Annotated in this window: 23 protein-coding genes and 1 pseudogene; 11 read left to right on the top strand and 13 right to left on the bottom strand. The window is 75.0% G+C overall.

Annotated elements, in window-relative coordinates:
- The first annotated feature begins 64 nt into the window (after positions 1–64).
- A complete protein-coding gene (locus OO48_RS17240; RefSeq protein ID WP_051732233.1) occupies positions 65–2,893 on the top strand; it encodes a cellulose binding domain-containing protein in 2,829 nt (942 codons plus the stop codon).
- A 171-nt stretch (positions 2,894–3,064) separates the two neighbouring features.
- Positions 3,065–3,790 (top strand): hypothetical protein, encoded by a 726-nt coding sequence (locus tag OO48_RS17235; protein ID WP_081952182.1) that lies wholly within the window; start codon positions 3,065–3,067, stop codon positions 3,788–3,790.
- Here the strand turns inward: OO48_RS17235 and OO48_RS17230 are convergent.
- The 3 genes from OO48_RS17230 to OO48_RS17220 form a co-directional block, all read right to left on the bottom strand.
- Positions 3,780–4,511: a dienelactone hydrolase family protein gene (locus OO48_RS17230; RefSeq protein WP_033217135.1), complete on the bottom strand. Its 732-nt coding sequence runs from the start codon at positions 4,509–4,511 to the stop codon at positions 3,780–3,782. The two genes, OO48_RS17235 and OO48_RS17230, sit on opposite strands and share 11 nt — an antisense overlap.
- A gap of 178 nt (positions 4,512–4,689) precedes the next feature.
- Complete coding sequence (locus OO48_RS36345) at positions 4,690–5,166, bottom strand: MFS transporter (protein ID WP_033217133.1); 477 nt, start codon at positions 5,164–5,166, stop codon at positions 4,690–4,692.
- A gap of 61 nt (positions 5,167–5,227) precedes the next feature.
- Positions 5,228–6,643, bottom strand: coding sequence for an MFS transporter (locus tag OO48_RS17220; protein WP_081952181.1), 1,416 nt, complete (start codon positions 6,641–6,643; stop codon positions 5,228–5,230).
- 220 nt (positions 6,644–6,863) lie between these two features.
- On the opposite strand from OO48_RS17220, the gene OO48_RS17215 reads away from it, so the two are divergent.
- Positions 6,864–7,739, top strand: a complete 876-nt coding sequence (locus tag OO48_RS17215) for a LysR family transcriptional regulator (RefSeq protein ID WP_033217131.1) — start codon at positions 6,864–6,866, stop codon at positions 7,737–7,739.
- A 71-nt stretch (positions 7,740–7,810) separates the two neighbouring features.
- Here OO48_RS17215 and OO48_RS17210 read toward each other — a convergent pair whose 3' ends face one another.
- The 5 genes from OO48_RS17210 to OO48_RS38925 form a co-directional block, all read right to left on the bottom strand.
- The gene (locus tag OO48_RS17210; protein ID WP_033217129.1) at positions 7,811–8,830 is read right to left on the bottom strand and encodes an LLM class flavin-dependent oxidoreductase; all 1,020 of its coding nucleotides are present in this window, start codon (positions 8,828–8,830) and stop codon (positions 7,811–7,813) included.
- A gap of 149 nt (positions 8,831–8,979) precedes the next feature.
- Positions 8,980–9,930 carry a GNAT family N-acetyltransferase gene (locus OO48_RS17205; RefSeq protein WP_033217127.1) on the bottom strand — a complete coding sequence of 317 codons (951 nt, stop codon included), beginning with the start codon at positions 9,928–9,930 and terminating at the stop codon, positions 8,980–8,982.
- A 326-nt stretch (positions 9,931–10,256) separates the two neighbouring features.
- Positions 10,257–11,690: a dihydrolipoyl dehydrogenase family protein gene (locus OO48_RS17200; protein WP_033217126.1), complete on the bottom strand. Its 1,434-nt coding sequence runs from the start codon at positions 11,688–11,690 to the stop codon at positions 10,257–10,259.
- Positions 11,691–11,775: 85 nt separating this feature from the next.
- A complete protein-coding gene (locus tag OO48_RS38930; protein ID WP_033217124.1) occupies positions 11,776–12,210 on the bottom strand; it encodes a response regulator in 435 nt (144 codons plus the stop codon).
- On the bottom strand, positions 12,210–12,539 hold the full coding sequence (locus OO48_RS38925; protein WP_051732232.1) for a hypothetical protein: 330 nt from the start codon (positions 12,537–12,539) through the stop codon (positions 12,210–12,212). The genes OO48_RS38930 and OO48_RS38925 overlap by 1 nt, the downstream gene beginning before the upstream one ends.
- Before the next feature lie 166 nt (positions 12,540–12,705).
- On the opposite strand from OO48_RS38925, the gene OO48_RS17185 reads away from it, so the two are divergent.
- The 3 genes from OO48_RS17185 to OO48_RS17175 all read left to right on the top strand — a co-directional run bounded on the left by OO48_RS17185 (position 12,706) and on the right by OO48_RS17175 (position 16,096).
- Entirely contained in the window at positions 12,706–14,379 is a 1,674-nt protein-coding gene (locus OO48_RS17185) for a sensor histidine kinase (protein ID WP_051732231.1), read from the top strand.
- Positions 14,376–15,578, top strand: coding sequence for a PP2C family protein-serine/threonine phosphatase (locus OO48_RS17180; protein WP_051732230.1), 1,203 nt, complete (start codon positions 14,376–14,378; stop codon positions 15,576–15,578). Before OO48_RS17185 ends, OO48_RS17180 begins: the two co-directional genes overlap by 4 nt.
- Positions 15,579–15,670: 92 nt before the next feature.
- Positions 15,671–16,096 carry an ATP-binding protein gene (locus OO48_RS17175; protein WP_033217120.1) on the top strand — a complete coding sequence of 142 codons (426 nt, stop codon included), beginning with the start codon at positions 15,671–15,673 and terminating at the stop codon, positions 16,094–16,096.
- 51 nt (positions 16,097–16,147) lie between these two features.
- Here the strand turns inward: OO48_RS17175 and OO48_RS17170 are convergent, their stop codons facing one another.
- Both OO48_RS17170 and OO48_RS39270 read right to left on the bottom strand, forming a co-directional pair.
- Positions 16,148–16,699: a YceI family protein gene (locus OO48_RS17170; RefSeq protein ID WP_033217118.1), complete on the bottom strand. Its 552-nt coding sequence runs from the start codon at positions 16,697–16,699 to the stop codon at positions 16,148–16,150.
- Between the two features lie 102 nt (positions 16,700–16,801).
- A complete protein-coding gene (locus OO48_RS39270) occupies positions 16,802–16,966 on the bottom strand; it encodes a hypothetical protein (RefSeq protein WP_209439496.1) in 165 nt (54 codons plus the stop codon).
- Between the two features lie 22 nt (positions 16,967–16,988).
- On the opposite strand from OO48_RS39270, the gene OO48_RS39265 reads away from it, so the two are divergent.
- Entirely contained in the window at positions 16,989–17,489 is a 501-nt protein-coding gene (locus OO48_RS39265) for a hypothetical protein (RefSeq protein ID WP_209439495.1), read from the top strand.
- A gap of 6 nt (positions 17,490–17,495) precedes the next feature.
- A pseudogene (locus tag OO48_RS36335) lies at positions 17,496–17,657 on the top strand (SDR family oxidoreductase); the annotation flags it as partial.
- 40 nt (positions 17,658–17,697) lie between these two features.
- Here the strand turns inward: OO48_RS36335 and OO48_RS17160 are convergent.
- Both OO48_RS17160 and OO48_RS17155 read right to left on the bottom strand, forming a co-directional pair.
- Positions 17,698–18,348 (bottom strand): hypothetical protein, encoded by a 651-nt coding sequence (locus tag OO48_RS17160; protein ID WP_157845472.1) that lies wholly within the window; start codon positions 18,346–18,348, stop codon positions 17,698–17,700.
- Between the two features lie 252 nt (positions 18,349–18,600).
- Entirely contained in the window at positions 18,601–19,482 is an 882-nt protein-coding gene (locus tag OO48_RS17155; protein WP_033217114.1) for an SDR family oxidoreductase, read from the bottom strand.
- Between the two features lie 87 nt (positions 19,483–19,569).
- On the opposite strand from OO48_RS17155, the gene OO48_RS17150 reads away from it, so the two are divergent.
- A complete protein-coding gene (locus tag OO48_RS17150) occupies positions 19,570–20,148 on the top strand; it encodes a TetR/AcrR family transcriptional regulator (protein ID WP_033217112.1) in 579 nt (192 codons plus the stop codon).
- A gap of 188 nt (positions 20,149–20,336) precedes the next feature.
- Here OO48_RS17150 and OO48_RS17145 read toward each other — a convergent pair whose 3' ends face one another.
- Positions 20,337–21,263 (bottom strand): helix-turn-helix transcriptional regulator, encoded by a 927-nt coding sequence (locus OO48_RS17145; RefSeq protein ID WP_051732228.1) that lies wholly within the window; start codon positions 21,261–21,263, stop codon positions 20,337–20,339.
- Between the two features lie 116 nt (positions 21,264–21,379).
- Between OO48_RS17145 and OO48_RS17140 the strand changes: the two genes are divergently transcribed.
- On the top strand, positions 21,380–21,970 hold the full coding sequence (locus OO48_RS17140; protein ID WP_033217110.1) for a non-oxidative hydroxyarylic acid decarboxylases subunit B: 591 nt from the start codon (positions 21,380–21,382) through the stop codon (positions 21,968–21,970).
- A gap of 45 nt (positions 21,971–22,015) precedes the next feature.
- Complete coding sequence (locus OO48_RS17135) at positions 22,016–23,554, top strand: UbiD family decarboxylase (RefSeq protein WP_081952180.1); 1,539 nt, start codon at positions 22,016–22,018, stop codon at positions 23,552–23,554.
- The last annotated feature ends 84 nt before the right edge of the window (positions 23,555–23,638 follow it).

Genomic DNA, 23,638 nt, shown 5'->3' with positions numbered 1-23,638 from the left:
GTTGTCGGACGGGTGGACCGGGCCGGTTTTCTGGTCACCCACCCGTGACCTAGGAGACTTCCCCATGACCCCTGTGCCCCTGGAGCGCCGGGCCGCCTCGCGGCCCCCGGCGCGCGGACGCCGGCCGGTGCTGGCGACGGTGGCCGCCGCGGCCGCCCTCGCCGCCTGCGTGGCGACCGCGGCGCTGCCCCAGCTGTCCGCCAGCGCCGCCGAGTCGGCCACCGCGGCCAGCCAGCCGTACACCTGGAACAACGTGCAGATCGGCGGCGGCGGGTTCATCCCGGGCATCGTCTTCAACCAGGGGCAGCAGGGCCTGGTGTACGCCCGCACCGACATCGGCGGCGCGTACCGGCAGGACCCGGCCACCAAGCAGTGGATCCCGCTGCTGGACTCGCTGGGCTGGGACGACTGGGGCCTGACCGGCGTGGCCAGCATCGCCACCGACGCCAGGAACCCGAACCGGGTGTACCTCGCGGCGGGCACCTACACCAACGGCTGGGACCCGGCGAACGGCGCCATCCTGCGCTCCACCGACCAGGGCAGGACCTGGCAGCGCACCACCCTGCCGTTCAAGGTCGGCGGCAACATGCCGGGCCGCGGCATGGGCGAGCGGCTGACCATCGACCCGAACAACAGCGCGGTGCTCTGGTTCGGCGCCCCGAGCGGCAAGGGCCTGTGGCGCAGCACGGACTACGGCGTGACCTGGTCGCAGGTGACGGCGTTCCCGGTGACCGGCACGTACGCGCCGGACCCGTCCGACAGCTCCGGCTACCAGAGCGACCCGCTGGGCGTGCTGTGGGAGGTGTTCGACCAGGGCAGCGGCACCGTCAACGGCGTCACCAAGACGGTGTTCGTCGGCGTCGCGGACAAGCAGAACAGCGTCTACCGCTCGGACGACGGCGGCTCGACCTGGACCAGGATCGGCGGCCAGCCGACCGGTTTCATCCCGCACAAGGCCGTCCTGGACGCGTCCGGCAACCTGTTCGTCTCGTACTCGGACACCGGCGGCCCGTACGACGGCGCGCACGGCGACGTGTGGAAGTACGCGACCGGCACCGGCGGTTGGACGAACGTCAGCCCGGTGCCGTCCTCGGACAGCGCCAACAACTTCTTCGGCTACTCGGGCCTGACCATCGACCGCCGGCACCCGAACGTGCTGATGGTGACGGGCTACAGCTCGTGGTGGCCGGACACCCAGATCTGGCGCTCGACCGACTCGGGCGCGACCTGGAAGCCGTTCTGGTCGTACAACGGGTACCCGACCCGGGCCGACCAGTACAGCCTGGACATCTCCTCGGTGCCGTGGCTGACCTTCAACGCGAACGTCTCCGCGCCCGAGGAGTCCCCGAAGCTCGGCTGGATGACCGAGTCGCTGGAGATCGACCCGTTCGACTCGGACCGGATGATGTACGGCACCGGCGCGACGCTGTACGGCTCCTCGAACCTGACCAACTTCGACAAGGGCGCCAAGCCCACCATCACCCCGGTGGTCAAGGGCCTGGAGGAGACCGCGGTCAACGACCTGATCTCGCCCTCCACCGGCGCGCCGCTGCTCAGTTCGCTGGGCGACCTCGGCGGGTTCAGGCACGACGACCTGACGAAGGTCCCGGCGAAGATCTTCTCCCAGCCGAACCTGACCTCCGGCACCTCGATGGACTTCGCGGAGTCCGCGCCGTCCACCATGGTGCGGGTCGGTGACACGGCGTCCGGTTCCACCGAGAAGCACATCGGCTACTCGACGGACGGCGGCGCCAACTGGTTCGCCGCCTCCGCCGAGCCGAGCGGGGTGACCGGCGGCGGGCAGGTCGCGATCTCCGCCGACGGCTCGGCCACGGTGTGGAGCCCGAAGGGCGCCGGCGTGTACCGCTCCTCCGGGACGGGCAACTCCTGGACGGCGGCCGCCGGCATCCCGGCGGGCGCGAGCGTCCAGGCCGACCGGGTCGACCCGAAGACCTTCTACGGTTGGTCCGGCGGCACCTTCTACGTCTCCACCGACGCGGGCGCCACCTTCACCGCCAAGGCGAGCGGCCTGCCCACCGAGTCGGTGCGCTTCAAGGCCGTCCCCGGCGCCAAGGGCGACGTCTGGCTGGCCGGCGGCACCGCCACCACCAGCTACGGCCTGTGGCACTCCACCGACGGCGGCGCGACCTTCACCAAGCGGAGCGGCGTCGACCAGGCCGACAACATCGGCTTCGGCAAGGCCGCCCCCGGCAAGACCTACCCGGCGATGTACACCTCGGCGAAGATCGGCGGCGTGCGCGGCCTGTACCGCTCGGACGACGCGGGCGCCAGCTGGGTCCGGATCAACGACGATGCCCACCAGTGGGGTTGGACCGGCGGCGCGATCACCGGCGACCCGCGGATCTACGGCCGGGTCTACGTCGGCACCAACGGCCGCGGCATCGTGTACGGCGACACGGCGGGCGGCGTCTCGCCCTCCCCGAGCGCCTCCACCTCCACCTCGGCCTCGCCGTCCTCCTCCCCGTCCCCGTCGGCGTCCGCCTCGTCCTCGCCCTCCCCCTCCGCCTCGTCCTCCCCCTCGTCCTCCCCGAGCGGCGGCACCTCTTCCTCCTGCGAGGTCACCTACGCGGTGTCCAGCCAGTGGGGCGGCGGCTTCGGCGCCAACGTGACGGTGGCCAACAAGGGCACCACGGCGGTCAACGGCTGGACGGTGAAGTGGGCCTTCCCGAGCGGACAGACCGTCACCTCGCTGTGGAACGGCAACGTCACCCAGAGCGGCTCGCAGGTCACCGTCACCGACGTGGGCTACAACAAGACCATCGCCGCCGGGAGTTCGGTCTCCTTCGGCTTCAACGGCACGTGGAGCGGCGCGAACACCGCCCCGACCGCGTTCACCCTGAACGGCACCGCGTGCAGCGTGAAGACCGGCTGACGCGGTGACGGACCCGCCGCCCCCGCCCGGATTCCGTCCGGGGCCGGTCGGGGGCGGCGGCACCAGCGGAGCCCGGGCCGCCCGTGTCTCGTGGGGAGGCGGCCCGGGCTCCGTCGCGTCCGCCTCCGGAACCGGGTGGAAGGGCGGGGGTGCGCGTGCTGTACTCGGCGCATGACGGACGGCGGCGGCACGGGTGACCACAGGCGGATGCGGCTGCGGGTGACCAGCCGGCCGGTGGCCGCCGGGGCGCGGCTGAGCCGGGTGCTGGACACCGGGCCGATGCTCCGCGACACCTTCTTCCACCCGCCCGACCACCGGGTGGCGTTCCTGTACGCGAGCCGGGCCGACCTGCTGCGCCTGGGCGCCCTGTTCCGGCTGGCCGCGACCAGCCCGCACAGCGCCCTGCACGTCCCGGCCCCGCCGGGCCCCGGGCCGGTGGACGCCCGCACGACGCCGCTGCTGGTGGCCCGTGCGGACACCGGCCTGCGCCCCTCCGACTGGACCGCCCTGCGCCGCGGCCCGTACCGGGGCGGCACCCCGCTGACGGTGACCGCCCCGGCGCCGCGTCCGACCGAGCGCCCCGACGCGGTCCGGCGCCGCGCCGACCGCCACCCGGCCCGGTTCGCCGAACACGCCGGAACGTCCTTCGTCCTGGCCCGGCCCGAAATCCTCTTCTGGATGGGCGACTTGCTCACCGAGGCCGGGGAGTCCGTCGCCGGCGACCGCGAGATCCACCGCCGCGGCGAGAGCCACCGGAACGACTGGGTCGGCTTCTTCGACCCGGAGCGCACCGACGACCCGATGCACGCGCTGTGCGTGGTCGCCGCCGACCCGATCTTCCACCGGGCCCGCTGGCAGCGGCGGCCCGCCCCGGGGAACGCCGTGCTCAGCCGGTGAGGGTGGTGCCGAGCAGCGGGAGCAGGCGGTCCCAGTGGCGGCGGAGCCCGGCGGGGGCGAAGGCGTCGGTGTCGGGCATGGTGAAGCCGTGGACGGTGCCGGGGTAGATCTCGGACTCGTGGTCGACCCCGGCGGCGTCCAGTTCCCGGCCGAGCTCCTCGAACTGCCCGGGCGTCAGGTCGCTGGCGGCGTGGCCGAAGTGGGCCCGGGCGGTGATCCGGCGGAAGCTCTCCGGGCCGGCGGCGCCCACCGGGGCGTGGAACGCGGCGAGGGCGGTCACCCGGCCGGGGTGGGCCGCGGCGGTGTGCACCGCGTACAGGCCGCCGATGCAGTAGCCGGTCACTCCGACCGGTCCCGGGGCGGTCTCCGGCCGGGCGGTGAGGAAGTCGAGGTAGGCCACGGCGTCGCGCCGGACGAGCGCGGTGGTGTGCGCCTCGATCATCGGCATCAGCCGGGCGAAGATCGCGGTCCGGGACTCCTGGTCGATGCGCTCGGGCAGGTCGAGCAGCGGGGTCGGGCCGTGCCGGTGGAAGACGTTCGGCACCAGCACGCTGTAGCCGTGCCCGGCCAGTTCGGCGGCCAGCTCCCGCAGCGCGGGCCGGATGCCGAACCCGTCCGGGTACATCAGCACGCCGGGGTGCCGTCCGCCGCCGTCGGGGAAGGCGGCGATCGCGTCGGCCGGGCCGTCCGGGGTGGGGACGTGCAGGGTCTCGATGGGCAAGGGTGTCTCCTGTCGTCGGTCTGACCTGTTCCTGGCTCCTGGGGTCGGACACGACGGAGGAGGGGCCCGCGCCGCGGTGCGCGGCCCCGCCCCGGACAGCGGGTCGGCAAGGACCCGTCCGGCGCTCAGCGGAGCGCCGGGTCACCGATTCGTGCGTGGCGCGAGGCCGTCCCGGTCGTCATGGCCACCCAACGTAGCCCACCGGTCCCACGGGTGCGGGCGGTTTCGCGCGAAGGGCTCTCCCGCCGGCCGGTGCGCCCCGGTCGGCCGATCCGCTCGCGCAGCCAGGCCGGCTTCGCCGCCAGGTGGACTTCGCCGCCGCCCTCGTGGCCGTTGAACTCGTAGACCCGCAGCGCGCCCGCTCCGGCCGGCGCTCCATCGCGTAGGTGGCGCTGGCGCTGCACTCCCCCGCCGTGCCGAGGCCGGCCACCAGCCGGGCGGCGTGCAGCGTGCCGTAGCCCCGGGCGGGGCCGCGGGCCGGGGTGCCGAGGGAGAACAGCAGGGTGCCGGCGGTCATCGCGGTCCGGTGGCCGTGGCGGTCGCCGAGCGCGCCGAGCAGCACGCCGCCGAGCCGGCGGCTGACGGACGCAGCGGGGACCGGTGAGGCGGCCCGCACGGCGTCGGGGGCGAACTCGGCCCCGACCTCGGTGAGCACGAGCGCGATCAGGACGGAGTCGAAGCCGTCCAGCGCGTGGCCGCCCCGGGCGGGGGGATGGTCAGGACCCGGCGGCGGGTGCCTTCCCGCGCAGTCCGGTGGAGGTGACCACGGCCCCCAGCAGCAGGACCGCTCCGCTCGTGACCAGCGCCCAGCGGGTGCCCTCGGCGCTGGACGGGGACAGGTCGAGGACGAGGCCGAGGACGGCGACGCCGAGCGAGGCGCCGACCTGGCGGGCCGAGTTGAGGACGCCGGCGCCCGTACCGGCGAACTCGGCGGGAACGGCGCCCGCCGTGCCGGCGACCAGCGCGGGCAGGGTGAAGGAGACGCCGAAGCCGAAGGCCAGCAGGCCGGTCAGGGTCGCGGCCAGGGCGAGCGCCGAGCCGCCGGTGAACGGCGCCTGGACCAGCGCGCCGGTGCCCATCAGGAGGAAGCCGAGGGTGGCGGGCCCGCGCGGTCCGGTCCGGCCGACCAGGCGGCCGGTGTAGACCGGGTTGAACGCGGTGGGCAGGGTCAGCGCCAGGAAGACCAGGCCGGTGACGGCCGGCGAGTAGTCCCGGCCCTCCTGGAAGAACAGCGACAGGACGAACAGCAGGCCGGAGAGGCCGAAGTTGGCGAGCAGGCCCGCGCCGACCGCCGGGGAGAAGCCGGGGCTGCGGAACATCCGCAGCGGGACCATCGCCGCGTCGCCGGCCCGCGCCTCGGCCACCAGGAAGGCGGCCGAAGCGAGTGCGGCGAGCACGAGGGCGGTCAGGACCTCGGCGGCGCCCCAGCCGAGGTCCGGGCCCTCGATCAGCGCGTACACCAGGGCGGCGAGCGCGAGGACGGAGCTGAGCTGGCCGGCCAGGTCGAGTCCGCCGCGCTGCTTGCGGGCGGTCTCGGGAGCCAGTCTGGCGGTGATCAGCAGGCCGGCCAGCGCCGGCGGGACGTTGATCAGGAAGATCGCGCGCCAGCCGACGGTGTCGGTCAGCACGCCGCCGACCACCGGCCCGGCCGCCAGCGCGGCGCCGGTGATGGCCGCCCAGGAGCCCACCGCGCGGGCCCGCGGCGCGGGGTCGGGGTACGCGTTGGTGATCACCGCGAGCGAGGACGGGAGCAGCAGCGCCCCCGCCGCGCCCAGCGCCAGCCGCAGCGCGACCAGCACCGGCAGGGTGGTCGCCAGCGCGGAGACGCCGGACAGCGCCCCGAACGCGGCCAGGCCCCAGAGGAAGACCCGGCGGCCGCCGAAGCGGTCCGAGAGCCAGCCGGCGGTGAGCAGCAGGGCGGCGAAGGTGACGGTGTAGCCGTTGGTGACCCACTGGAGGCCGCTGAGGCCGACGTCGAGGTGGTCGGCCATCGCCGGGAGGGCGACCGAGACGACGGTCATGTCCAGCAGCACCATGAAGTAGCCGAGCGAGAGCCCGATCAGCAGGGCGCGCGGGGGGCCTCCGGACCCGGTCGGGGTGACGGCGGGCTGGACGCCGGCCTGCGTAGCCATGAGTGCTCCTCGTTCGAGAGACGGCGTGCCGCACCACCCGGGTCGCGGACGCGCGGACGTGCGGACGTGCGGATCCGCCGACGGGGAGGTCCGTCGGTCCGTCGGGGGGCGGTGAGTCCATTCTCCCGGACGTGGCACGGGAGTTGGCGGCACCGACGACGGGAACGGCCGATGGCTACAATCGGTTCAGCCGATAGATCGCCAGGGGAGGTCCACCGCCGTGGAGTTGCGGCACCTGCGCACGTTCGAGGCGGTCGCCCGGACTCTGAGCATGACTCGGGCGGCCCGCGAGCTCCACTACGCGCAGTCCAGTGTCAGCGACCAGGTCCAGGCGCTGGAACGCGAGTTGGGCGTCGAGCTGGTCGACCGCTCGCGGCGCCGGATCCGGCTGACCGCCCAGGGCGAGGTGCTGTCCTCGTACACCGGGCGGATCCTCACCCTGCTGGAGGAGGCCCGCTCCGCGGTCTCCCGGCCCGCCGCCGAGCTGGCCCTCGGCGCCCTGGAGACGCTGGGCCGCCACCTGCTGCCCGCGGTGCTCCCGTACTACCGGGAGCTGCACCCGCGGACCAGGGTCCGGGTCTCCCAGCACAACCGGGGCGAGCTGTACCGGTCGGTGCGCCGGGGCGACCTCGACCTCTGCCTGACCTTCGGCGCCCCGCCGGCCGACGCCGCGCTGCGCGCGGAGACGCTGGCCGAGGAGCCGCTGGTGGTCATCGTGCCGCCGGGGCACCCGCTGGCCGCCCGGGGCCGGGCCGACCTGGCGGAACTGGCCGCCGAACCGTTCCTGGTCACCCAGCCGGGGTGCGGGTTCCGGGAGATGTACGACGGCGCCTTCGGGGCGGTGTCCGGCGAGGAGCCGGTCGCCGAGGTGGACGGCATCGGCACCCTGGGCGCCTGCGTCGCGGCCGGGATGGGCTGCGCGCTGCTGCCGCTGGTGTCGGTCCGCGCCCAGGCCGACCGGGGCGAGGTCGCCCTGGTGGAGGTCGGCGGCACCGACCTGCGGACGGCGATCACCATGACCTGGCTGGAGCGCAACTCGGCCAACCCGAACCTGCTCGGCTTCCAGCGCGCCATCCGCGAGCGGCTGGCGGCCTGAGCCGCGCCCGCACGTCCGGCCGACGGGACGGGACGCCGACGGCGCGCGACGTCAGCCGACCGGACGGGACGTCAGTCGGCCGGGCGCCAGCCGAGCAGCGGGCCGAGCCGGGTGGCCAGGTCGGTGAGGATCTGCGCGTAGTCCTCCGGCGCGAAGGTGAACGGGAGGGCGAAGGCCACCTCGTCGGCCTCCCGGAACCCGGCGTGCGCGTACAGCCGTTCGGCGAGCTGCTCGCTGGTGCCGACCAGGTCGGGGGCGAACAGCAGTCGGCCGGGGCCCTGCGGGGCGAGCGTGCGGGCGTACCTGGACTCCGCGTACGCCTGGTACTTGGCGGCCTGCTCGGGGGTGGCGCTGTCGGTGGGGACGACCACCAGGCCGTGCGAGACCCGGGCCCGCCCGCCCGCGGGGTGGGCGGCCCGGAACTCCCGGATCAGGGCCAGCTGGTGGGCCTCGAAGTCTCCGTCCCGCTCGGCCCGCACCACGCTGCTGGTGAGCAGGTTCAGCCCGTGCTCGCCGGCCCAGCGCACCGAGCGCAGGCTGCCGCCGCCGTACCAGAGCCGGGCGGCCAGGCCGGGCACGTGCGGCTGGACGCGCTCGGAGTACGCCTCGATGCCCTCGGTGCCCCGGAAGCCGCTGGCCCGCTGTCCGCGCAGCAGGTTGAGCAGGCGCTCGACCCGCCCGTAGCCGAAGTCCTCCCGGTCGGCGGTGTCCGGGTACAGCGCGCCCTTGACGTCCTCGAAGTGGACCGGCACGCCGACGCTGACGCCGGGGTTGAGCCGCCCGCCGGAGAGCACGTCGACGGTGGCCAGGTCTTCCGCGTAGCGCAGCGGGTTCTCCCAGCCGAGCGGGGTGACGGCGGTGCCCAGGCCGATCCGGCTGGTGCGCTGGCTGGCGGCGGCGAGCACCGTCAGCGGGGAGGAGATGCCGTACTGCAGGTGCCGGTGGCGCAGCCAGGCGGTGTCGAAGCCGAGCCGCTCGCCGAGTTCGATCAGCCGCAGGGTGGCTTCGTGGCCGCCCGCCGGGTCGTGCTCGTCGAACAGCCCGATGGTCAGGAATCCCAGCGAGCGCAGCGGCCGGTCGGGGGTGGGCACCGGGTTCCTCCTCGGTCCGTTCGGTCTCCGTCCTGCCGCCACGCTCACACACCGGGGCGGCGGTGATCAACCGCCGGCCGGGATTGTGACGCGGCGTCATGCTCTCGCAACACGGCCCCGCGCACCGGCCCGGTGCCCCGGGCCCGCTCTCACCCCGGAGGGGCGGAGAGGACCAGGCGGCGGGCGGTGGTGCGGTAGCCGAGCCGTCCGAAGGCGGCGGCCATCGGGGTGTTGGCCAGGTCGGTGTCGGCGCGGACGTGCTCGGCGGCGGCCTCGGCGGCCAGGATCCGGGTGGTTTCGGCGAGTATCTCCTCGGCGTGGCCGCGACCGCGGTGCTCGGGCAGCACGCCGAGGTAGCCGACCACCGGGGAGGCGGAGTTGCGGGAGGGGACGGTGAAGCCGACCGGCTCGCCGTCGGGGGTGTGGGCGGTGCGCCACCAGCCGCGGTCGCCGGGCATGCCGTCCCGGTAGAAGGCGACGTCGGCCCGGGCCTGGGCCTCGGTGCCGAGGTGGGCGGCGGCGGTGCGGGAGGTGGCGTCGAGGGTGTCGGACAGGACGCGGCGGAACAGGTCGACGAAGACCTCGTCGTCGGGTTCGGGGCGGAAGCGCAGCCGACCGCTCGGGGCGGGCAGGCCCGCGCCCGGCGTCCACTCGTGGCGCAGCCGCTCCAGGGCGTCGGTGAGGCCGGCCCGGCCGGCCGCCTCCCGCCGCCAGGCCACCGCGGCGAGGACGTCGGGTCGGTCGTGCCAGTCCTCGGGGAGGAAGAGGTGGTGGGCGGGGGCGTGCCCGTACGCCGCGTGCGCGGCGGTGAGCAACTCGGCGGCCAGCGCGGTGCGTTCGGCGACGGACCGGACGCTGTCGCGGACGAGCACGGCGTCCAGCGCGCCCGGCCGGTCGGCACCCGGGCCGCTCCACCAGACGGCGAGCGCGAGCGGTGCGGCGCCCGGCGCGTCCTGGGCGATCCACGTCCGCCCCGGGCGGTACTCGCCGGTGGCGAGCCGGGCCAGGTAGGTGTCGGCCGTCAGGGCGCCGGCGGGGTCGGGCACGAGCAGCGGAAGGAAGCCGTCGAGGTCGGCCTCGACGGTGGGGCGGAAGAGCACGGTGCCTCCGGGGGCGGTGAGGGGTGGAGCCGGAGGCGCGGCCCGATCGGGCGGGCCGTCCCTACCGCACGGGTGCGGCGGGGGCGGCGGGGGAGACCGGGAGCGCCGGGTGCGTGGTGGACATCGCGGCCTCCTTCCTGCGCAGGGCCGCGCGCGACCGCGCGGACCCGACCGGGGCGCCGGTCTGCCGACCGGCGCCGCCAGGGTAGGACCCGGCCGCACGACCGCGCAACGGATTTTCCGCCCGCCGCCGGGACCGCCGCCGCACCGCCCCGGACCGCCCCCGCACCGCCCCGGGACGGCCACCGCACCGCCCCCGCGGCGGGTCAGCCCCGGTAGGTCTCCAGCAGTCGGAGCCAGACCTCGCTGATGGTGGGGTAGGCGGGGACGGCGTGCCAGAGCCGGGAGAGCGGGACTTCGCCGGCGACGGCGACGGTGGCGGAGTGCAGGAGTTCGGCGACGCCGGGGCCGGTGAAGGTGACGCCGACCAGGACCTCGCGGTCGAGGTCGACGACGGCGCGGGCCCGGCCCCGGTAGCCGTCGCCGTACAGGGCCGCGCCGGAGACGCCGCCGAGGTCGTAGTCGACGGCGCGCACCCGCAGTCCGGCGTCCTCGGCCTCGCGCAGGGTGCGGCCGACGGCGGCGACCTCGGGGTCGGTGAAGACGACCTGCGGGACGGCGGCGTGGTCGGCGGTGGCCACCGAGCGGCCCCAGGGGGCGAGGTCGAGCGGGCGGCCGGCGGCCCGGTCGGCGATGGCGGCGCCGAAGATCCGGCCCTGGTACTTGCCCTGGTGGGTGAGGAGCGCGCGGTGGTTGACGTCGCCCGCGGCGTACAGCCAGCCGGCCGGGACGGCGGTGGCGCGGCCGGTGTCGTCGGTGTCGATCCAGCCGCCGGGTTCGAGTCCGACGCTCTCCAGGCCGAGGTCGGCGGTGGCGGGGCGGCGGCCGGTGGCGAACAGGGCCTCGTCGGCGGGCAGTCGGGTGCCGTCGGTCAGGTCGAGCCGGAGGGCGCCGTCCGGCTCGCGGCGCAGGGCGGTGACCGAGACGCCGAGCCGGACGTCGACGCCGGCGGCGCGCAGGCCGTCGGCGACCAGCTGACCGGCGAACTCCTCGGTGCGCTCCAGCAGTCGGCCGCCGCGCACCAGCAGGGTGACCTCGCTGCCCAGGGCCCGCCAGGCGGTGGCCATCTCGACCGCGACGACGCCGCCGCCGACCACCGCGAGCCGGCCGGGCACGGCCTTCGCCGAGGTGGCCTCCCGGCTGGTCCACACCCGGGCGTCGGCGAGGCCGGGCAGGTCGGGGAGGGCGGCCCGGGTGCCGGTGCACACGGCGACGGCGTGCCGGGCGGTGAGGGTGCGCCGCCCGCCGTCGGGGGTCTCGACGGCGACCCGCCGCTCGCCGTCCAGCCGGCCGTGCCCGCGGACCAGGTCGATGCCGGCCGAGGCCAGCCACTCGACCTGCCCGCCGTCGTGCCAGTGCGAGGCGAACCCGTCGCGGCGCTCCAGCACGGCGGCCGCGTCCAGCGCCCCGGTGACGGCCTCCCGGCTGCCGGCCACCCGGCGGGCGTCGGCGAGCGCGGCGGCCGGGCGCAGCAGCGCCTTGCTGGGCATGCACGCCCAGTACGAGCACTCGCCGCCGACGAGTTCGCGCTCGACCAGCGCCACGCTCAGCCCGCCGGCCCGCGCCCGGTCGGCGAGGTTCTCGCCGGTGGGGCCGCCGCCGATCACCACCAGGTCGTAGTCGCTGTCCTGGGTACCCATCCGCGTCCACCCTCCTCTTCCGTCCGCCCGCCGCACCTCGGCGGCCCGTCCGACCCATCGTGCACCAGGCGGGGCGCCCGGCGGTTCAACGGGCCGGCGGGGTGGCGGTGTCCAGGAAGAAGGTGTCGATCTGCCGGACGGCCCGGACGAAGTCGTCCAGGTTGACCGGCTTGGTGATGTAGGCGTTGCTGTGGTTGCGGTAGGCCGCCGAGATGTCGTCGGGCGCGCCGGAGGTGGTCAGCACCACCGTCGGGATGACCTTCAGCTCCTCGTCGCTCTTGAGCACGCCGAGCAGTTCGCGGCCGTTCATCCGGGGCATGTTGAGGTCCAGCACGATCAGGTCCGGGCGGGCCAGCGAGGGGTCGCGCAGGCGCTCCAGGGCGGCCAGGCCGTCGGAGACCTGGGTGATGGAGCGGGTGTCGCCCCGGTCGAGCAGGGCCTCCTCGATCAGCAGGGCGTCGGCGGGGTCGTCCTCGACCAGCAGGATGTCGAAGAGGCGGTTGCTGGGGGGGGTGGCCATTACCGGCTCCGGTCCGTAGAAGAAGAAGGTCGTACTGCTCGGGCCGCGCGGTCGACCCGTACCGTGACCAGGCCGGGCCAGCGGCGCCGGGCACCCTGGCGGGTGAGGCCGGCGGCCTGGCCGAGCTGGGGGTAGCCGGCGCCGGAACTGGCGGCCCGGGCCGCCGTCTGGTCGCACTGCTGGGCGACGGCGAGCTGCAGGTACGTCAGCACGCGCAGCCGCGCCAGCTGCTCCGTCTGCGGGTCGGCGCCGGACAGCCGGTGGACCAGCTGCCCGGTGATCTCGGAAATCGCCGCGGTGCAGAGCATGGACAGCTCCTCATCGGGCATCCGGTGTCGTGTCGGGTCCGCTGGCATGCGGGCATCCTAGGGCCGCCCCCGGTTTTCCGACAACATCTGTTGTCGGAAGCGGTGTACAGTACCGCTGCTCGACCGGCTCCGGACCTCGGACCGCCGGACGGACGGGACCGACGAGGGGTGCACGGTGGCTGGCGCGGTGACGGATCGGTCCGGGCTGAACGGGCGGCCCTGGGCCGCTTGGACGACCCGGCAGTGGCTGGGGGCCAGCGTGCTCGCCGCCCTCGCCGTCCTGGTGGTGCTCGGCGCCCTCGGCGGCTGGGCGCTGAACCGCGCCTCCGACGCCACCGACCGGCTCACCCGGCGCTCCTCCCCCGCCCTGATCACCTCGGTCCGGTTGGACGGCGCGCTGGTCGGCCAGGAGACCGGCATCCGGGGCTACGGCATCACCGGCAGACCCGACTTCCTGCAGCCGTACACCCAGGGCCGGGCCGACGCCGCGGCCGACGTCGAGAAGCTGCGCACCCTGCTCGCCGGGGACGGCGCGGCGCTCGCCGACCTCGACGCGCTGCTCGCCCGGGTCTCCACCTGGCAGCGGGACGTCGCCGAACCGGTGGCGGCCTCGCCGGCCGGCGCGCCCGTGCCGCTCGCCACCGTCAACGCCGAGGTCGGCAAGGCCGAGTTCGACGCGATCCGGGACGCGGGCACCACCCTGCGCGACCGGCTGGAGGACTCGCGCAACCGGGCGGCGGCCGAGCTGACCGACGCCGAGACGTTCAGCCACTGGGTGTTCGGCACCATCGGCGTCACCCTGCTGCTGCTGTCCGGCGCCGTCTTCGTCGGGCTGCGCGGCATCACCCTGCCGCTGGACGCCCTCTCCCGGGACGTCCGGCGGGTCGCCGCGGGCGAGTTCGACCACCCCGTCGACACCCGTTCCGGCCCCGCCGACCTGGCCCAGCTGGCCGCCGACGTCGAGGGGATGCGCCGCCGGCTGGCCGAGCAGCTCGCCCTCGCCGACCTGACCCGCGAACAGCTCGACGAGCAGGCCGCCGACCTGCGCCGCTCCAACACCGAACTGGAGCAGTTCGCCTACGTCGCCTCGCACGACCTCCAGGAGCCGCTGCGCAAGGTCGCCAGCTTCTGCCAACTGCTGCAGCGCCGCTACGCCGCGCAGCTCGACGACCGGGCCAACCAGTACATCGGGTTCGCGGTCGACGGCGCCAACCGGATGCAGACCCTGATCAACGACCTGCTGGCGTTCTCCCGGGTCGGCCGGCTGCACCGCCAGTACGTGCCGGTGGACCTGGAGAAGGTGTTCGCCGCGACCCGCGACGCGCTCGCCATCGCCATCGAGGAGACCGGCGCCGAGATCACCGCCGACCCGCTGCCCACCCTGCCCGGGGACGCCACCCAGCTCGGCATGCTGCTGCAGAACCTCGTCAGCAACGCGCTCAAGTTCCGCGCCCCCGACCGGCCGCCGCGGATCGCCCTCACCGCCCGGCGCACCGGCGAGCACTGGGAGCTGGCCGTCACCGACAACGGCATCGGCATCAATCCGGAGTTCGCCGAGCGGATCTTCGTCATCTTCCAGCGGCTGCACACCCGCGAGGAGTACCCCGGCAACGGCATCGGCCTGGCCATGTGCAAGAAGATCACCGAGTTCCACGGCGGCACCATCCGCGTGGACACCGCGCACACCGGCGGCACCCGCGTCGTGCTGACCCTTGCCGCCGAGGAAGCCGAGGCCGGGCCCGTACCGCCCGCCGAGGCCGTACCGTCCGCCCAGCCCGCCCAGCCCGCCCAGCCCGCCCCCGGGCCGGCCGCGCCCGCCGAGGCCGCCGTGCCCGCCGGAACGGCTGGGACCGCCGGATGAATCCCACCACCGCCACCACCCAGCCGCTGGCGACCGCGCCGCCGCTCGACCCCGCCTACCGGGTGCTGCTGGTCGAGGACGACGCCGGGGACGCGCTGCTGGTCGAGGAACTCCTGCTGGACACCGGCCTGGAGCACTCGCTCGTCTGGCAGCAGTCCCTCGGCGCCGCCGTCCAGCAGTTGTCCGCGCACGGCGCCGACTGCGTCCTGCTCGACCTCAACCTGCCCGACGCCACCGGGATCAGCGCGCTGCGCACCCTGCAGACCGTCCGCCCGGAGACCGCGATCATCGTGCTCACCGGCCTCGACGAGTCCCGCACCGGCGCCCTCGCGGTGGCCAACGGCGCCCAGGACTACCTGGTCAAGGGCCAGGTCAGCCCCGACCTGCTGACCCGGGTGATCCGCTACGCCGTGCACCGCAAGCAGGCCGAGCAGGCCGCCGCCGAACTGCGCGAGAACCGGTTGCGGGCGCACGAGAACACCCGGCTGGAGCGCGGCCTGCTGCCCACCCCGCTGCTGCACGGCTCCCCCGTCACCGCCGCCACCCGCTACCTGCCCGGCCGCGAACGCGCCCTGCTCGGCGGCGACTTCCTCGACGTGGTGCGCACCCCCGACGGCACCGTGCACGCGGTGATAGGGGACGTCAGCGGCCACGGCCCGGACGAGGCCGCGCTCGGCGTGTGCCTGCGCATCACCTGGCGCGCCCTCACCCTCGGCGGCCACCGCGGCGCCGACCTGCTGCACCTGCTGGAGGAGGTGCTGGTCGCCGAACGCGCCCCCGCCGACAACTTCGCCACCTGCACCACCCTGGAACTGCGGCCCGACCAGCGCGAGTTGACCGTCCACCTGGCCGGCCACCACCCGCCGCTGCTGCTCACCGGCGGCACCGCCCGGGAACTGCCCGGCGCGTACGGCCTGGCCCTCGGCATCGCCCCCGGCCTCGGCGACTGGCAGCCCACCCGGCACGCCGTGCCCGCCGACTCCGGCCTGCTGCTCTACACCGACGGCCTGATCGAGGGCCACGCGGGCAGCGCGCCGGACGCCCAACGCCTCGGCACCGCCGGTCTGATCGCCCTGATCGAAGCGGCCGGCGGCGCCACCGGCGACCGGCTGCTCACCCACCTGGTGGACCGCGCCCGCACCCTCAACGCGGGCCGGCACTCCGACGACATGGCGCTGCTCCAGATCCGCTGGCCCTGAACCCCGGACGCCCGCCGGACACCCCGTCCGGCATGCCCCCGGAAGGACGGGGTAGCCGGTCGGCGAGGCACGAACCGACTCGGGGAGGAGCGATGGCGCAGCCCGACAGCAACAGCGTGAAGGCCCTCGGCTGGGCCCGCCGCATGCCGGTCTCCGGCGGTGTGCGGGCCGGCCGCCGCTGGGCCCGTGAACACCTGGACGGACTCGGCTGGAACACCGAGGCCCCGGACACCGCCGACGCCGTGGTGCTCGTCGTCTCCGAACTGATCACCAACGCCCACATCCACGCCCACAGCAACGCCGACCTGCTGCTCACCTGGGACGGCAGCTACCTGTACGTCAGCGTGCACGACAACTGCCCGACCCCGCCGCGCCCGCGCCGGGCCACCTCCAACGCCGTCTCCGGCCGCGGCATGGCCCTGGTGGAACTGCTCTCCGACGACTGGCAGGTCCACCAGGACGGCTCCGGCAAGCTGATCACCGTCCGCTTCCGCGGCCCGGACCACTCCGGGGACTGACCCGCCGCCCCGGCCCGGGCACGGTGATCGGCGCGGCCTGCAAGAGCGCCGTCAGCCCTGCTTGATCGCCGAGACGTCGAACTCCAGCACCACCTTGTCGCCGACCAGCACACCGCCGCCCTCCAGGGCGGCGTTCCAGGTGACGCCGAACTCCTTGCGGCTGATGGTGACCGAGCCCTCCAGGCCGACCCGCAGGTTGCCGTAGGGGTCGACGGCGTTGCCGGTGTACTCGAAGTCGATGGTGACCGGCTTGGTGGTGTCCTTGACGGTGAGGTCGCCGGTGACCCGGTACTCGGTGTCGGACTTCTTCTCGACCCCGGTGGTGCGGAAGGTGATGTCGGGGAAGTTCGGCGCGTCCAGGAAGTCGTTGGTGCGCAGGTGCTGGTCGCGCTGCTCGACGCCGGTGTCGATGCTCTGGGTCTTGATCACCACCTGGCCGCTGGACCTGGCCGGGTCGGCGCCGTCCAGGTGCGCGGTGCCCTCGAACTGGTGGAAGGCGCCGCGCACCTTGGTGACCATGGCGTGGCGGGCGACGAACCCGATCCGGGTGTGGGTCGGGTCGAGGACGTAGTCCCCGGTGAGCTCGGGCAGGCTGACGGTCATGGTCTGCGCTCTCTCCTCGTGGCGGTGCGGGTGCGGGGGCCGGTGGGTGCTCCCCCGCCCACGCTAGGCGCTGCGCTCCCGTGCGTCCGCCGTGACACGCGGTCAGGAGGGTCGGCCGAAGCGGCCGTTGGCGTAGTCGGCGGTGCGCTGGTCGGCCGGGTCGGTGAAGAGGCGTTCGGCGGGGCCGGATTCGACGATCCGGCCGGGGGCGCCGTGGGTGGCGGGGAAGAACGCGCAGGACCGGGAGACGCGTTGGGCCTGCTGCACGTTGTGGGTGACGATGACGGTGGTGACCCGGTGGCGGGGCGCCGAGCCGGTTGCCGACCTCGTTCCACAGGCCGGCCCGGCGCAGGCTGGACTCGACCAGGTGGTCGCGCTCCTCGCGGCCCGCCCTGATGCCGGACAGCTTGAGCCCGCTGACCAGGTTGTCGTACAGCGACACGGCGGGGAACGGGTTGGGGCGCCGGAGGACCACGCCGATCCGGCGGCGCACCTCGGCGGGGCGGCGGCCGGGCGCGTACACGTCCTCGCCCTCCAGCAGGACCTCGCCGGCCAGGGCGGCGCCGGACCGGAACCCGAGTGCCGCGGGGACGACGGCGCGTCCGCCGACGCTCCGCCCGCACTCACCTGCCGCCGCACCGGCCGGGCGTACGCGGCCGCCGCCCACCTGACCACCGGCCAACTCACCGCCGCAACCGAGGAGGTGGCCCGGATGAAGACGGACCTGCCCCGGGGCTTCCGGCAGCCGGTCGCCGAGGGCCACGTCGCCGAATGCCCCGACTTCGCCTGACTGGCGGGCAACGCCCTCCCCCACCTCGGCGAGCCCGAGGACATCGCCCACACCGTGGTGTTCCCCGCCTCCGAGGAGTCCCGCTGCCTCACCGGCCAACTCCTCGTCGTGGACGGCGGAATGACCATGCAGTCCTCCGCCGCCCCGGGACGCCTCGCCATGCTCCCGTCCTGGCCCTCCCCGGGACGCCGAACCCTCTCCCGTCACCTCAACGCGTCAGGTCGAACACCGTCTCGCTCTGCGCGGTGGAGCTCTTGGCCCGCAAGTAGGTGTTGTGGTTGGCGAACGTGTCCAGGTCCGTCGGGATCAGCACCTCCAGCGAGAAGGAGCCGTTGCCGTCCGGCATGGTGTCTCGCAGGTCGCGGACCTCCAGGTCGCCGACCGGATCGCCCTTCACCACGAACGAGACCCGCACGACGTCACCCGGGGTGAAGCCGCTACCGGTCAGCACCGTCTTCGTGCCGCCCTTCCCGGCATCCGGGGTCGCGGCCAGCACGCGGCGGCCGCCGGCCGACGCACTCGGAGCGACCCCCGAGGGCAGGGCCTTCGGCGACGGCCCCGCGCCCGGGGCCACGACCGGAGCCGGGGCGGTCACCGTGATGGTGGGCCCGGGGGCGGTCACCGTGACGGTCGCCGCCGGCTGCGCCTGCGCCCCGCCGACCTGGGACTGCGTGAAGAACCCTCCCGCGAAGCCCGCACCGGCCGTCGCCAACCCGACCAACGCGGTGATCATCGTGCCCCAGCCCTGCAAGTCCAACGAGCGGCGCTGCGCGTCGCGGACGCCCACCGCCGGCGGCCGGTCGGGCTGCGGCGGGACACGGGTCGGTGCGGGTTGCTGTCCCGGCGGCGGTACGGTCACGAATCTTCCCCCTGGTTCAGCCCCGCAGTGCGGGGCTCGATCACGCGGATATCTGGATACCACACCGCCTGACCACCCCAACGGGCCATCGAGCCGTCTCCGCACCCCGGGCAGGCTCCCGGCCGATCACCTGCCGGGGCGGCCGGTGATCGACCGGACGGCTCCTGGTCGAGTGCCGGCCCCGGGGCTCCCCCGCCGGTGCGGCGGGCCCCCGGGCCGATCGGGGAAGAGGCCGGCATCCCGCGCGGATGGTCAGGGCCGGAGGTTCTCCAGGTCCGCCAGGAGGCCGGTGTGCGTGGGCTGCCAGCCGAGGGCTTCGCGGGTGCGGGCGCTGGACGCGGGCTGGTCCATGGCGAAGATCGGGCCGAACGGGCCGAAGCTCTCCTGCGGGACCTCCTCGACCGGCAGGCCCAGCCGTCGGCCGATGACCGTCGCGATGTCGAGGACCGCGTCGCCCTCGTCGGCGACGGCGTGCCAGGCCGTCCCGGCCGGCGCCGACTCGAGGGCCAGCCGGAACAGGACCGCCGCGTCGAGCGCGTGCACGGCCGGCCAGCGCTGGGTGCCGTCGCCCGGGTAGCCGGCCACCCCGGTGCGGCGCGCCTGTTCGGCCAGCAGGCCGGCGAAGCCGCCCTCGCCCCGGTTGTGGACCGTGCGGGGCATCCGGACGGCCGTGCTGCGCACGCCGTGCGCGGCGAGCTCCAGCAGCGCGTTGACCGAGCGGCCCCGGCCGCCCACCGGCCCGTCGGTCGGCAGCGGGTCGGCCTCGGTGCTGGCGCGTCCCGGCACCCAGGGCGTGCCCGAGACCGTGACGATCGGGCGGTCGCTCCCGACGAGTTCCCGCCCCAGTGCCGCGAGGGCGGCGCCCTCCTCGGCGACGGCCCGTTCGAGCGCGTCCGCGCTGCCGTAGTCGCGCCCGAACGCCAGGCTGATCACGCCGTCGCACTGCGCGGCGCCGGCCCGCAGGACGTCGAGTTGGGCGAGGTCGCCCCGCAACACCTTGGCGCCGACACCCTCCAGCGCCTGCGCGGAGCCGTCCGAGCGGGCCAGGGCGAGAACGGTGTGGCCATTGCCGAGCAGTTCGGCGACGACGGCGGAGCCGATGGTTCCGGTACCGCCGGTGACGAAGACGTGCACGAGTCCTCCCGAAAGTGATGGGACTGTTGTCCCGTCACTGACGATACACCGTGACGGGACAACAGTCCCGTCGCCTATCCTGGTGCCATGGCTAGATGGCAACCAGGAGCGGCCCAGCGACTCGTCGTCGCGGCCGTCGACCTCTTCACCGAGCAGGGGTACGACGCCACGACGGTGACGCAGATCGCCGAGCGCGCCGGCGTCACCAAGAGCACCTTCTTCCGGCACTTCTCCGACAAGCGCGAACTGCTGGTCGCCGGGCAGGAGACGCTCGGCAAGCTGCTCGCGGACGGCATCACCGAGGCACCGGCGGACGCCACCCCGCTCCAGGCGGTGGCCGCCGGTCTCGAACGCGCGTCGAGCGCCATGGGGCCGGCGAACCGCGAAATCGGCCCCCGGCTCAGGGCGGCCGTGGCGGCCAGCACCGAACTCCAGGAGCGCGACGCCCTCAAGAGCGTCGGCCTCGCGGCCGCCATGACGGCCGCGCTCGTCGCCCGCGGCGTCCCCGAGCCGACCGCGCACCTCGCGGGCGAACTGGGGGTCCTGGCCTTCAAGCGGGGCTACGCCCAGTGGTCCGAAGGCGACCGCGATGACGAGGAGGGTCTCGCGCCCCACGCGCTGGCGGCCCTGGCGGACCTGCGCGCGGCGACCGCCTCACTGGGCTGATCCGGCGTCACCGGGCCGATCCGGCGCCACCAGGCCGGTCGGTGAGGGCGGGCCGATCCGGCATCACCGGGCCGATCCGGCGTCACCAAGCCGGTCGGCGTCACCAAGCCGGTCGGTGACGGCGAGCCGATCGGTGGCGGCGGCGTCCGGGACGCCGCCGCCGGGCCCGCCAGCTCCTCCCGCCCCGCTCAGCCGCCCCCTCCCGCCGGGGTGATCCGGGCCCGGGCGCGGAAGCCGGCCGGGGTCTCGCCGGTGCGGTGGCGGAAGAAGCGGGTGAAGACGGTGGTGGCCGGGAAGCCGAGGCGGTCGCCGATCGTCGAGGTGGTGGAGTCGCTGTGCAGGAGGAGGCGCTTGGCCTCGAGGACGAGGCGTTCGTCGATGAAGGACTTGGCGCCGCGGCCGGTGGCGGCGAGGGTCGCGCGGGTGAGGGTGCGGGGGCTGTAGCCGAGGCTGGCGGCGTAGTCCTCCACCCGGTGGGTGCGGGTGAAGTCGGCCTCGACGGCCTGCTGGAAGCGGCGGAAGGTCTCGTCACCGGCCGTCCGCCGGCGTTCGCCGCCGGGCAGGTGGGAGAGCCGCAGGACCAGGACGGCGAGGAGGTGGCGGACGACTTCGACGTGCACTTCCAGGGGGAGGCCGCGGAGTTGGCGGTACTCGTCCTCCAGGAGTTCCAGCGTGCGTTCCACCGCCGGGCGGGCCGAGGGGGCGGGGAGGAGCGGCAGGCGCCAGGCCCGGCGGTCGAGGCGGGCAGCGGCGACGGTGGCCGGGTCGAGGAAGCCGGCCTGGAAGAGCACGAGTACGGCGTCCGGCGGCGCGGGGCCGTCCCCGTCCAGGGTGCGGAGCACTTGGCCGGGGCGGATCCAGAGCCAGTGGCCGGGGGTGATCCGGCACTCGGTGAGGTCGACCAGGCAGCGCAGGACACCCTCCCGGACGGTGACGAGCAGGTGGAAGGACGGGCGGACCGGGGTGTCGGCGGACGGGACGCCGAGCCGGGCCAGGCGGGCGGACCAGCCGGGCGGGTCGGTGACCTCGATGCCGGGCGGGCCGCCGGGGGTGGTGGGGAACGGGAAGTCGGCGACCAGGGGCGCCCGCCCGGCAAGCTGTCCGTTTCTGCTCATCTCCTGCCCGAGTCTAGCCGTCGCGCCCCGCCTTCCCGCGCCTAGCGTGGTCGCCACCGGCCGCCGTTCGTCCGCGCCGGAACTGACCGGAACTGCACATCGAGAGGCTGGCACGCATGCGACTGATCGTGGGGATGACCGGGGCGACCGGCGCCGTCCTCGGGGTGCGGCTGCTCGAACACCTGGCGGCGAACCCTGAGGTGGAGACCCACCTGGTGCTGAGCCGCTGGGCCCGGGCCACCGTCGAGCTGGAGACCGGGCGGACGGCGCGGGAGCTGTCGGCGCTCGCCGAAGTGGTGCACGGGCCGGACGACCAGGGGGCGGCGATCTCCTCCGGGTCGTTCCGGACGGACGGCATGGTGGTGGTGCCGTGCAGCATGAAGACCCTGGCGGGGATCCGCGCGGGGTGGGCGGAGGGCCTGGTGGGCCGGGCGGCGGACGTGGTGCTCAAGGAGCGCCGTCCGCTGGTGCTGGTGCCCCGGGAGACGCCGCTCAGCGAGATCCACCTGGAGAACATGCTGGCGCTGGCCCGGATGGGCGTGCGGATCGTTCCGCCGATGCCCGCGTTCTACCACCGCCCCTCCACCGTCGAGGAGTTGGTCGACCACCTGGTGGCCCGCATCCTCGACCAACTGGACCTGCCCGTCCCGGACGCCCGCCGCTGGTCCGGCATGCGGGCGGCCCGCGCCCCGCGCCAGGCCCCCTGAACACCCCTCCGCCCGGACCCCCGACCCGACTCACAGGAGACCGCCTTGTTCGCACCCGCACGCACCGCATCCGCGCGCACCGAACCCGCCCACGTCGAACCCGCCCACGCCGAATCCGCCCTGGACTTCCGGGCCTTCGTCGCCCGCCTGCTCGCCGACGGCGACGTGATCACCGTGGACCGCCCGGTCGACCCGCACCTGGAGGTCGGCGCGGTCACCCGCCGGGTGTACGAAACCGCCGCGCCCGCACCGCTGTTCACCTCCCTGACGTCGGGCGCGCCGGGCTGCCGGATCCTCGGCGCGCCCGCCGGCCTGAGCGGCGACCCGAGCGGGCGCTACGGCCGGCTCGCGGCGCACGTCGGCCTGGGCCGGGACGCGGGGGCGCGGGAGATCGTGGAGCGGCTGGTCTCGGCGATGCACGCGGAGCCGGTGCCGCCCCGGGTAGTGGCGACCGGGCCGTGCAAGCAGAACGTGCTGACGGGCGCGCGGGTGGACCTGGAGCGCTTCCCGGTGCCGCTGCTGCACCAGGAGGACGGCGGCCGCTACTTCGGCACCTACGGGTTCCACGTCGTCCGCACCCCGGACGGCGGTTGGACCAGCTGGTCGGCGGCCCGGACGATGCTGCGGGACGCCACCAGCCTGGTCGGTCCGGCCATGCCGCAGCAGCACCTCGGCATGGTGCGCGAGCAGTGGCTGCGGCGCGGCGAACGGATGCCGTGGGCGATGGTGCTGGGCGCGCCGCCGGCCGCGCTGGCCGCGGCGGGGATGCCGCTGCCGGCAGGGGTGAGCGAGGACGGCTACGTGGGGGCGCTGGCCGGGGCGCCGGTGGAGGTGGTGCGGGCGGAGACCAACGACCTGCTGGTGCCCGCCAACTCGGAGATCGTGCTGGAGGGTTGGGTGGAGGCCGAGGAACTCGCCCCGGAGGGGCCGATGGGCGAGTACCACGGGTACGCCTTCCCGGAGGGCAGGTTGCAGCCGGTCTTCCACGTCGAGGCGGTGACCTTCCGGGACGAGCCGATCCTCCCGGTGTGCGCGGCCGGTCTGCCGCCGGAGGAGAACCACACCGTCTGGGGGACGATGATCTCGGCGGCCGCGCTGGACGTGCTGCGCCGGGCCGGGCTGCCGGTGGACTTCGCGTGGTGCTCGTACGAGGCGGCGACCTGCTGGATCGTGGTGTCCGTGGAGCGGGCCGGACGCGGCGAACTCGCCATGTCGGACGATGAGTTGACAGGAATGATCGCGGAGACGCTGTTCGCCTCGCACGCGGGGTGGCTGGTGCCGAAGGTGATCGTGGTGGACGACGACGTCGACATCACGGACGTCTCCCAGGTGGTCTGGGCGCTGGCCACCCGCCACCACCCGCAGACCGGCACCCGGCTCTACCCGGACGTCCCGGGCATCCCGATGGTCCCGTACCTGACGGCCGCCGAGGCGGAGGCGGCCCGCGGTGGCAAGTCGGTCACCAACTGCCTGCTGCCGCGGGGGTTCCGGGGGCGCACCGCGTCCTTCGCCGCCTCGTTCCCGGCGGAGTTGCGGCAGCGGGTGCTGAACGACTGGGCGGCGTACGGCTTCCCGGCCGCCTGACCTCGCCCGCCCCGCCCGCCCCCCTGCCTGCCCCCGCCTGACCCCCCGGCGGGCCGATTCGCCCCTCTCCAACCCGCCTAGCAC

It is taken from the genome of Kitasatospora phosalacinea (assembly GCF_000716545.1).
GTDB classification, from domain to species: Bacteria; Actinomycetota; Actinomycetes; order Streptomycetales; family Streptomycetaceae; genus Kitasatospora; species Kitasatospora phosalacinea.
The sequence above is the reverse complement of the archived record's forward strand: the minus strand, read 5'-3'. Positions and strand labels throughout refer to the sequence as shown.

Coding starts and splice junctions, on each gene's coding strand:
- OO48_RS17140 (WP_033217110.1), top strand. CDS start 21,380: ATGCGACTGATCGTGGGGATGACCGGGGCGACCGGCGCCGTCCTCGGG.
- OO48_RS17170 (WP_033217118.1), bottom strand. CDS start 16,699: ATGACCGTCAGCCTGCCCGAGCTCACCGGGGACTACGTCCTCGACCCG.
- OO48_RS38930 (WP_033217124.1), bottom strand. CDS start 12,210: ATGGCCACCCCCCCCAGCAACCGCCTCTTCGACATCCTGCTGGTCGAG.
- OO48_RS17150 (WP_033217112.1), top strand. CDS start 19,570: ATGGCTAGATGGCAACCAGGAGCGGCCCAGCGACTCGTCGTCGCGGCC.
- OO48_RS17180 (WP_051732230.1), top strand. CDS start 14,376: ATGAATCCCACCACCGCCACCACCCAGCCGCTGGCGACCGCGCCGCCG.
- OO48_RS17145 (WP_051732228.1), bottom strand. CDS start 21,263: ATGAGCAGAAACGGACAGCTTGCCGGGCGGGCGCCCCTGGTCGCCGAC.
- OO48_RS17175 (WP_033217120.1), top strand. CDS start 15,671: ATGGCGCAGCCCGACAGCAACAGCGTGAAGGCCCTCGGCTGGGCCCGC.
- OO48_RS38925 (WP_051732232.1), bottom strand. CDS start 12,539: ATGCCCGATGAGGAGCTGTCCATGCTCTGCACCGCGGCGATTTCCGAG.
- OO48_RS17235 (WP_081952182.1), top strand. CDS start 3,065: ATGACGGACGGCGGCGGCACGGGTGACCACAGGCGGATGCGGCTGCGG.
- OO48_RS17200 (WP_033217126.1), bottom strand. CDS start 11,690: ATGGGTACCCAGGACAGCGACTACGACCTGGTGGTGATCGGCGGCGGC.
- OO48_RS17240 (WP_051732233.1), top strand. CDS start 65: ATGACCCCTGTGCCCCTGGAGCGCCGGGCCGCCTCGCGGCCCCCGGCG.
- OO48_RS17220 (WP_081952181.1), bottom strand. CDS start 6,643: ATGGCTACGCAGGCCGGCGTCCAGCCCGCCGTCACCCCGACCGGGTCC.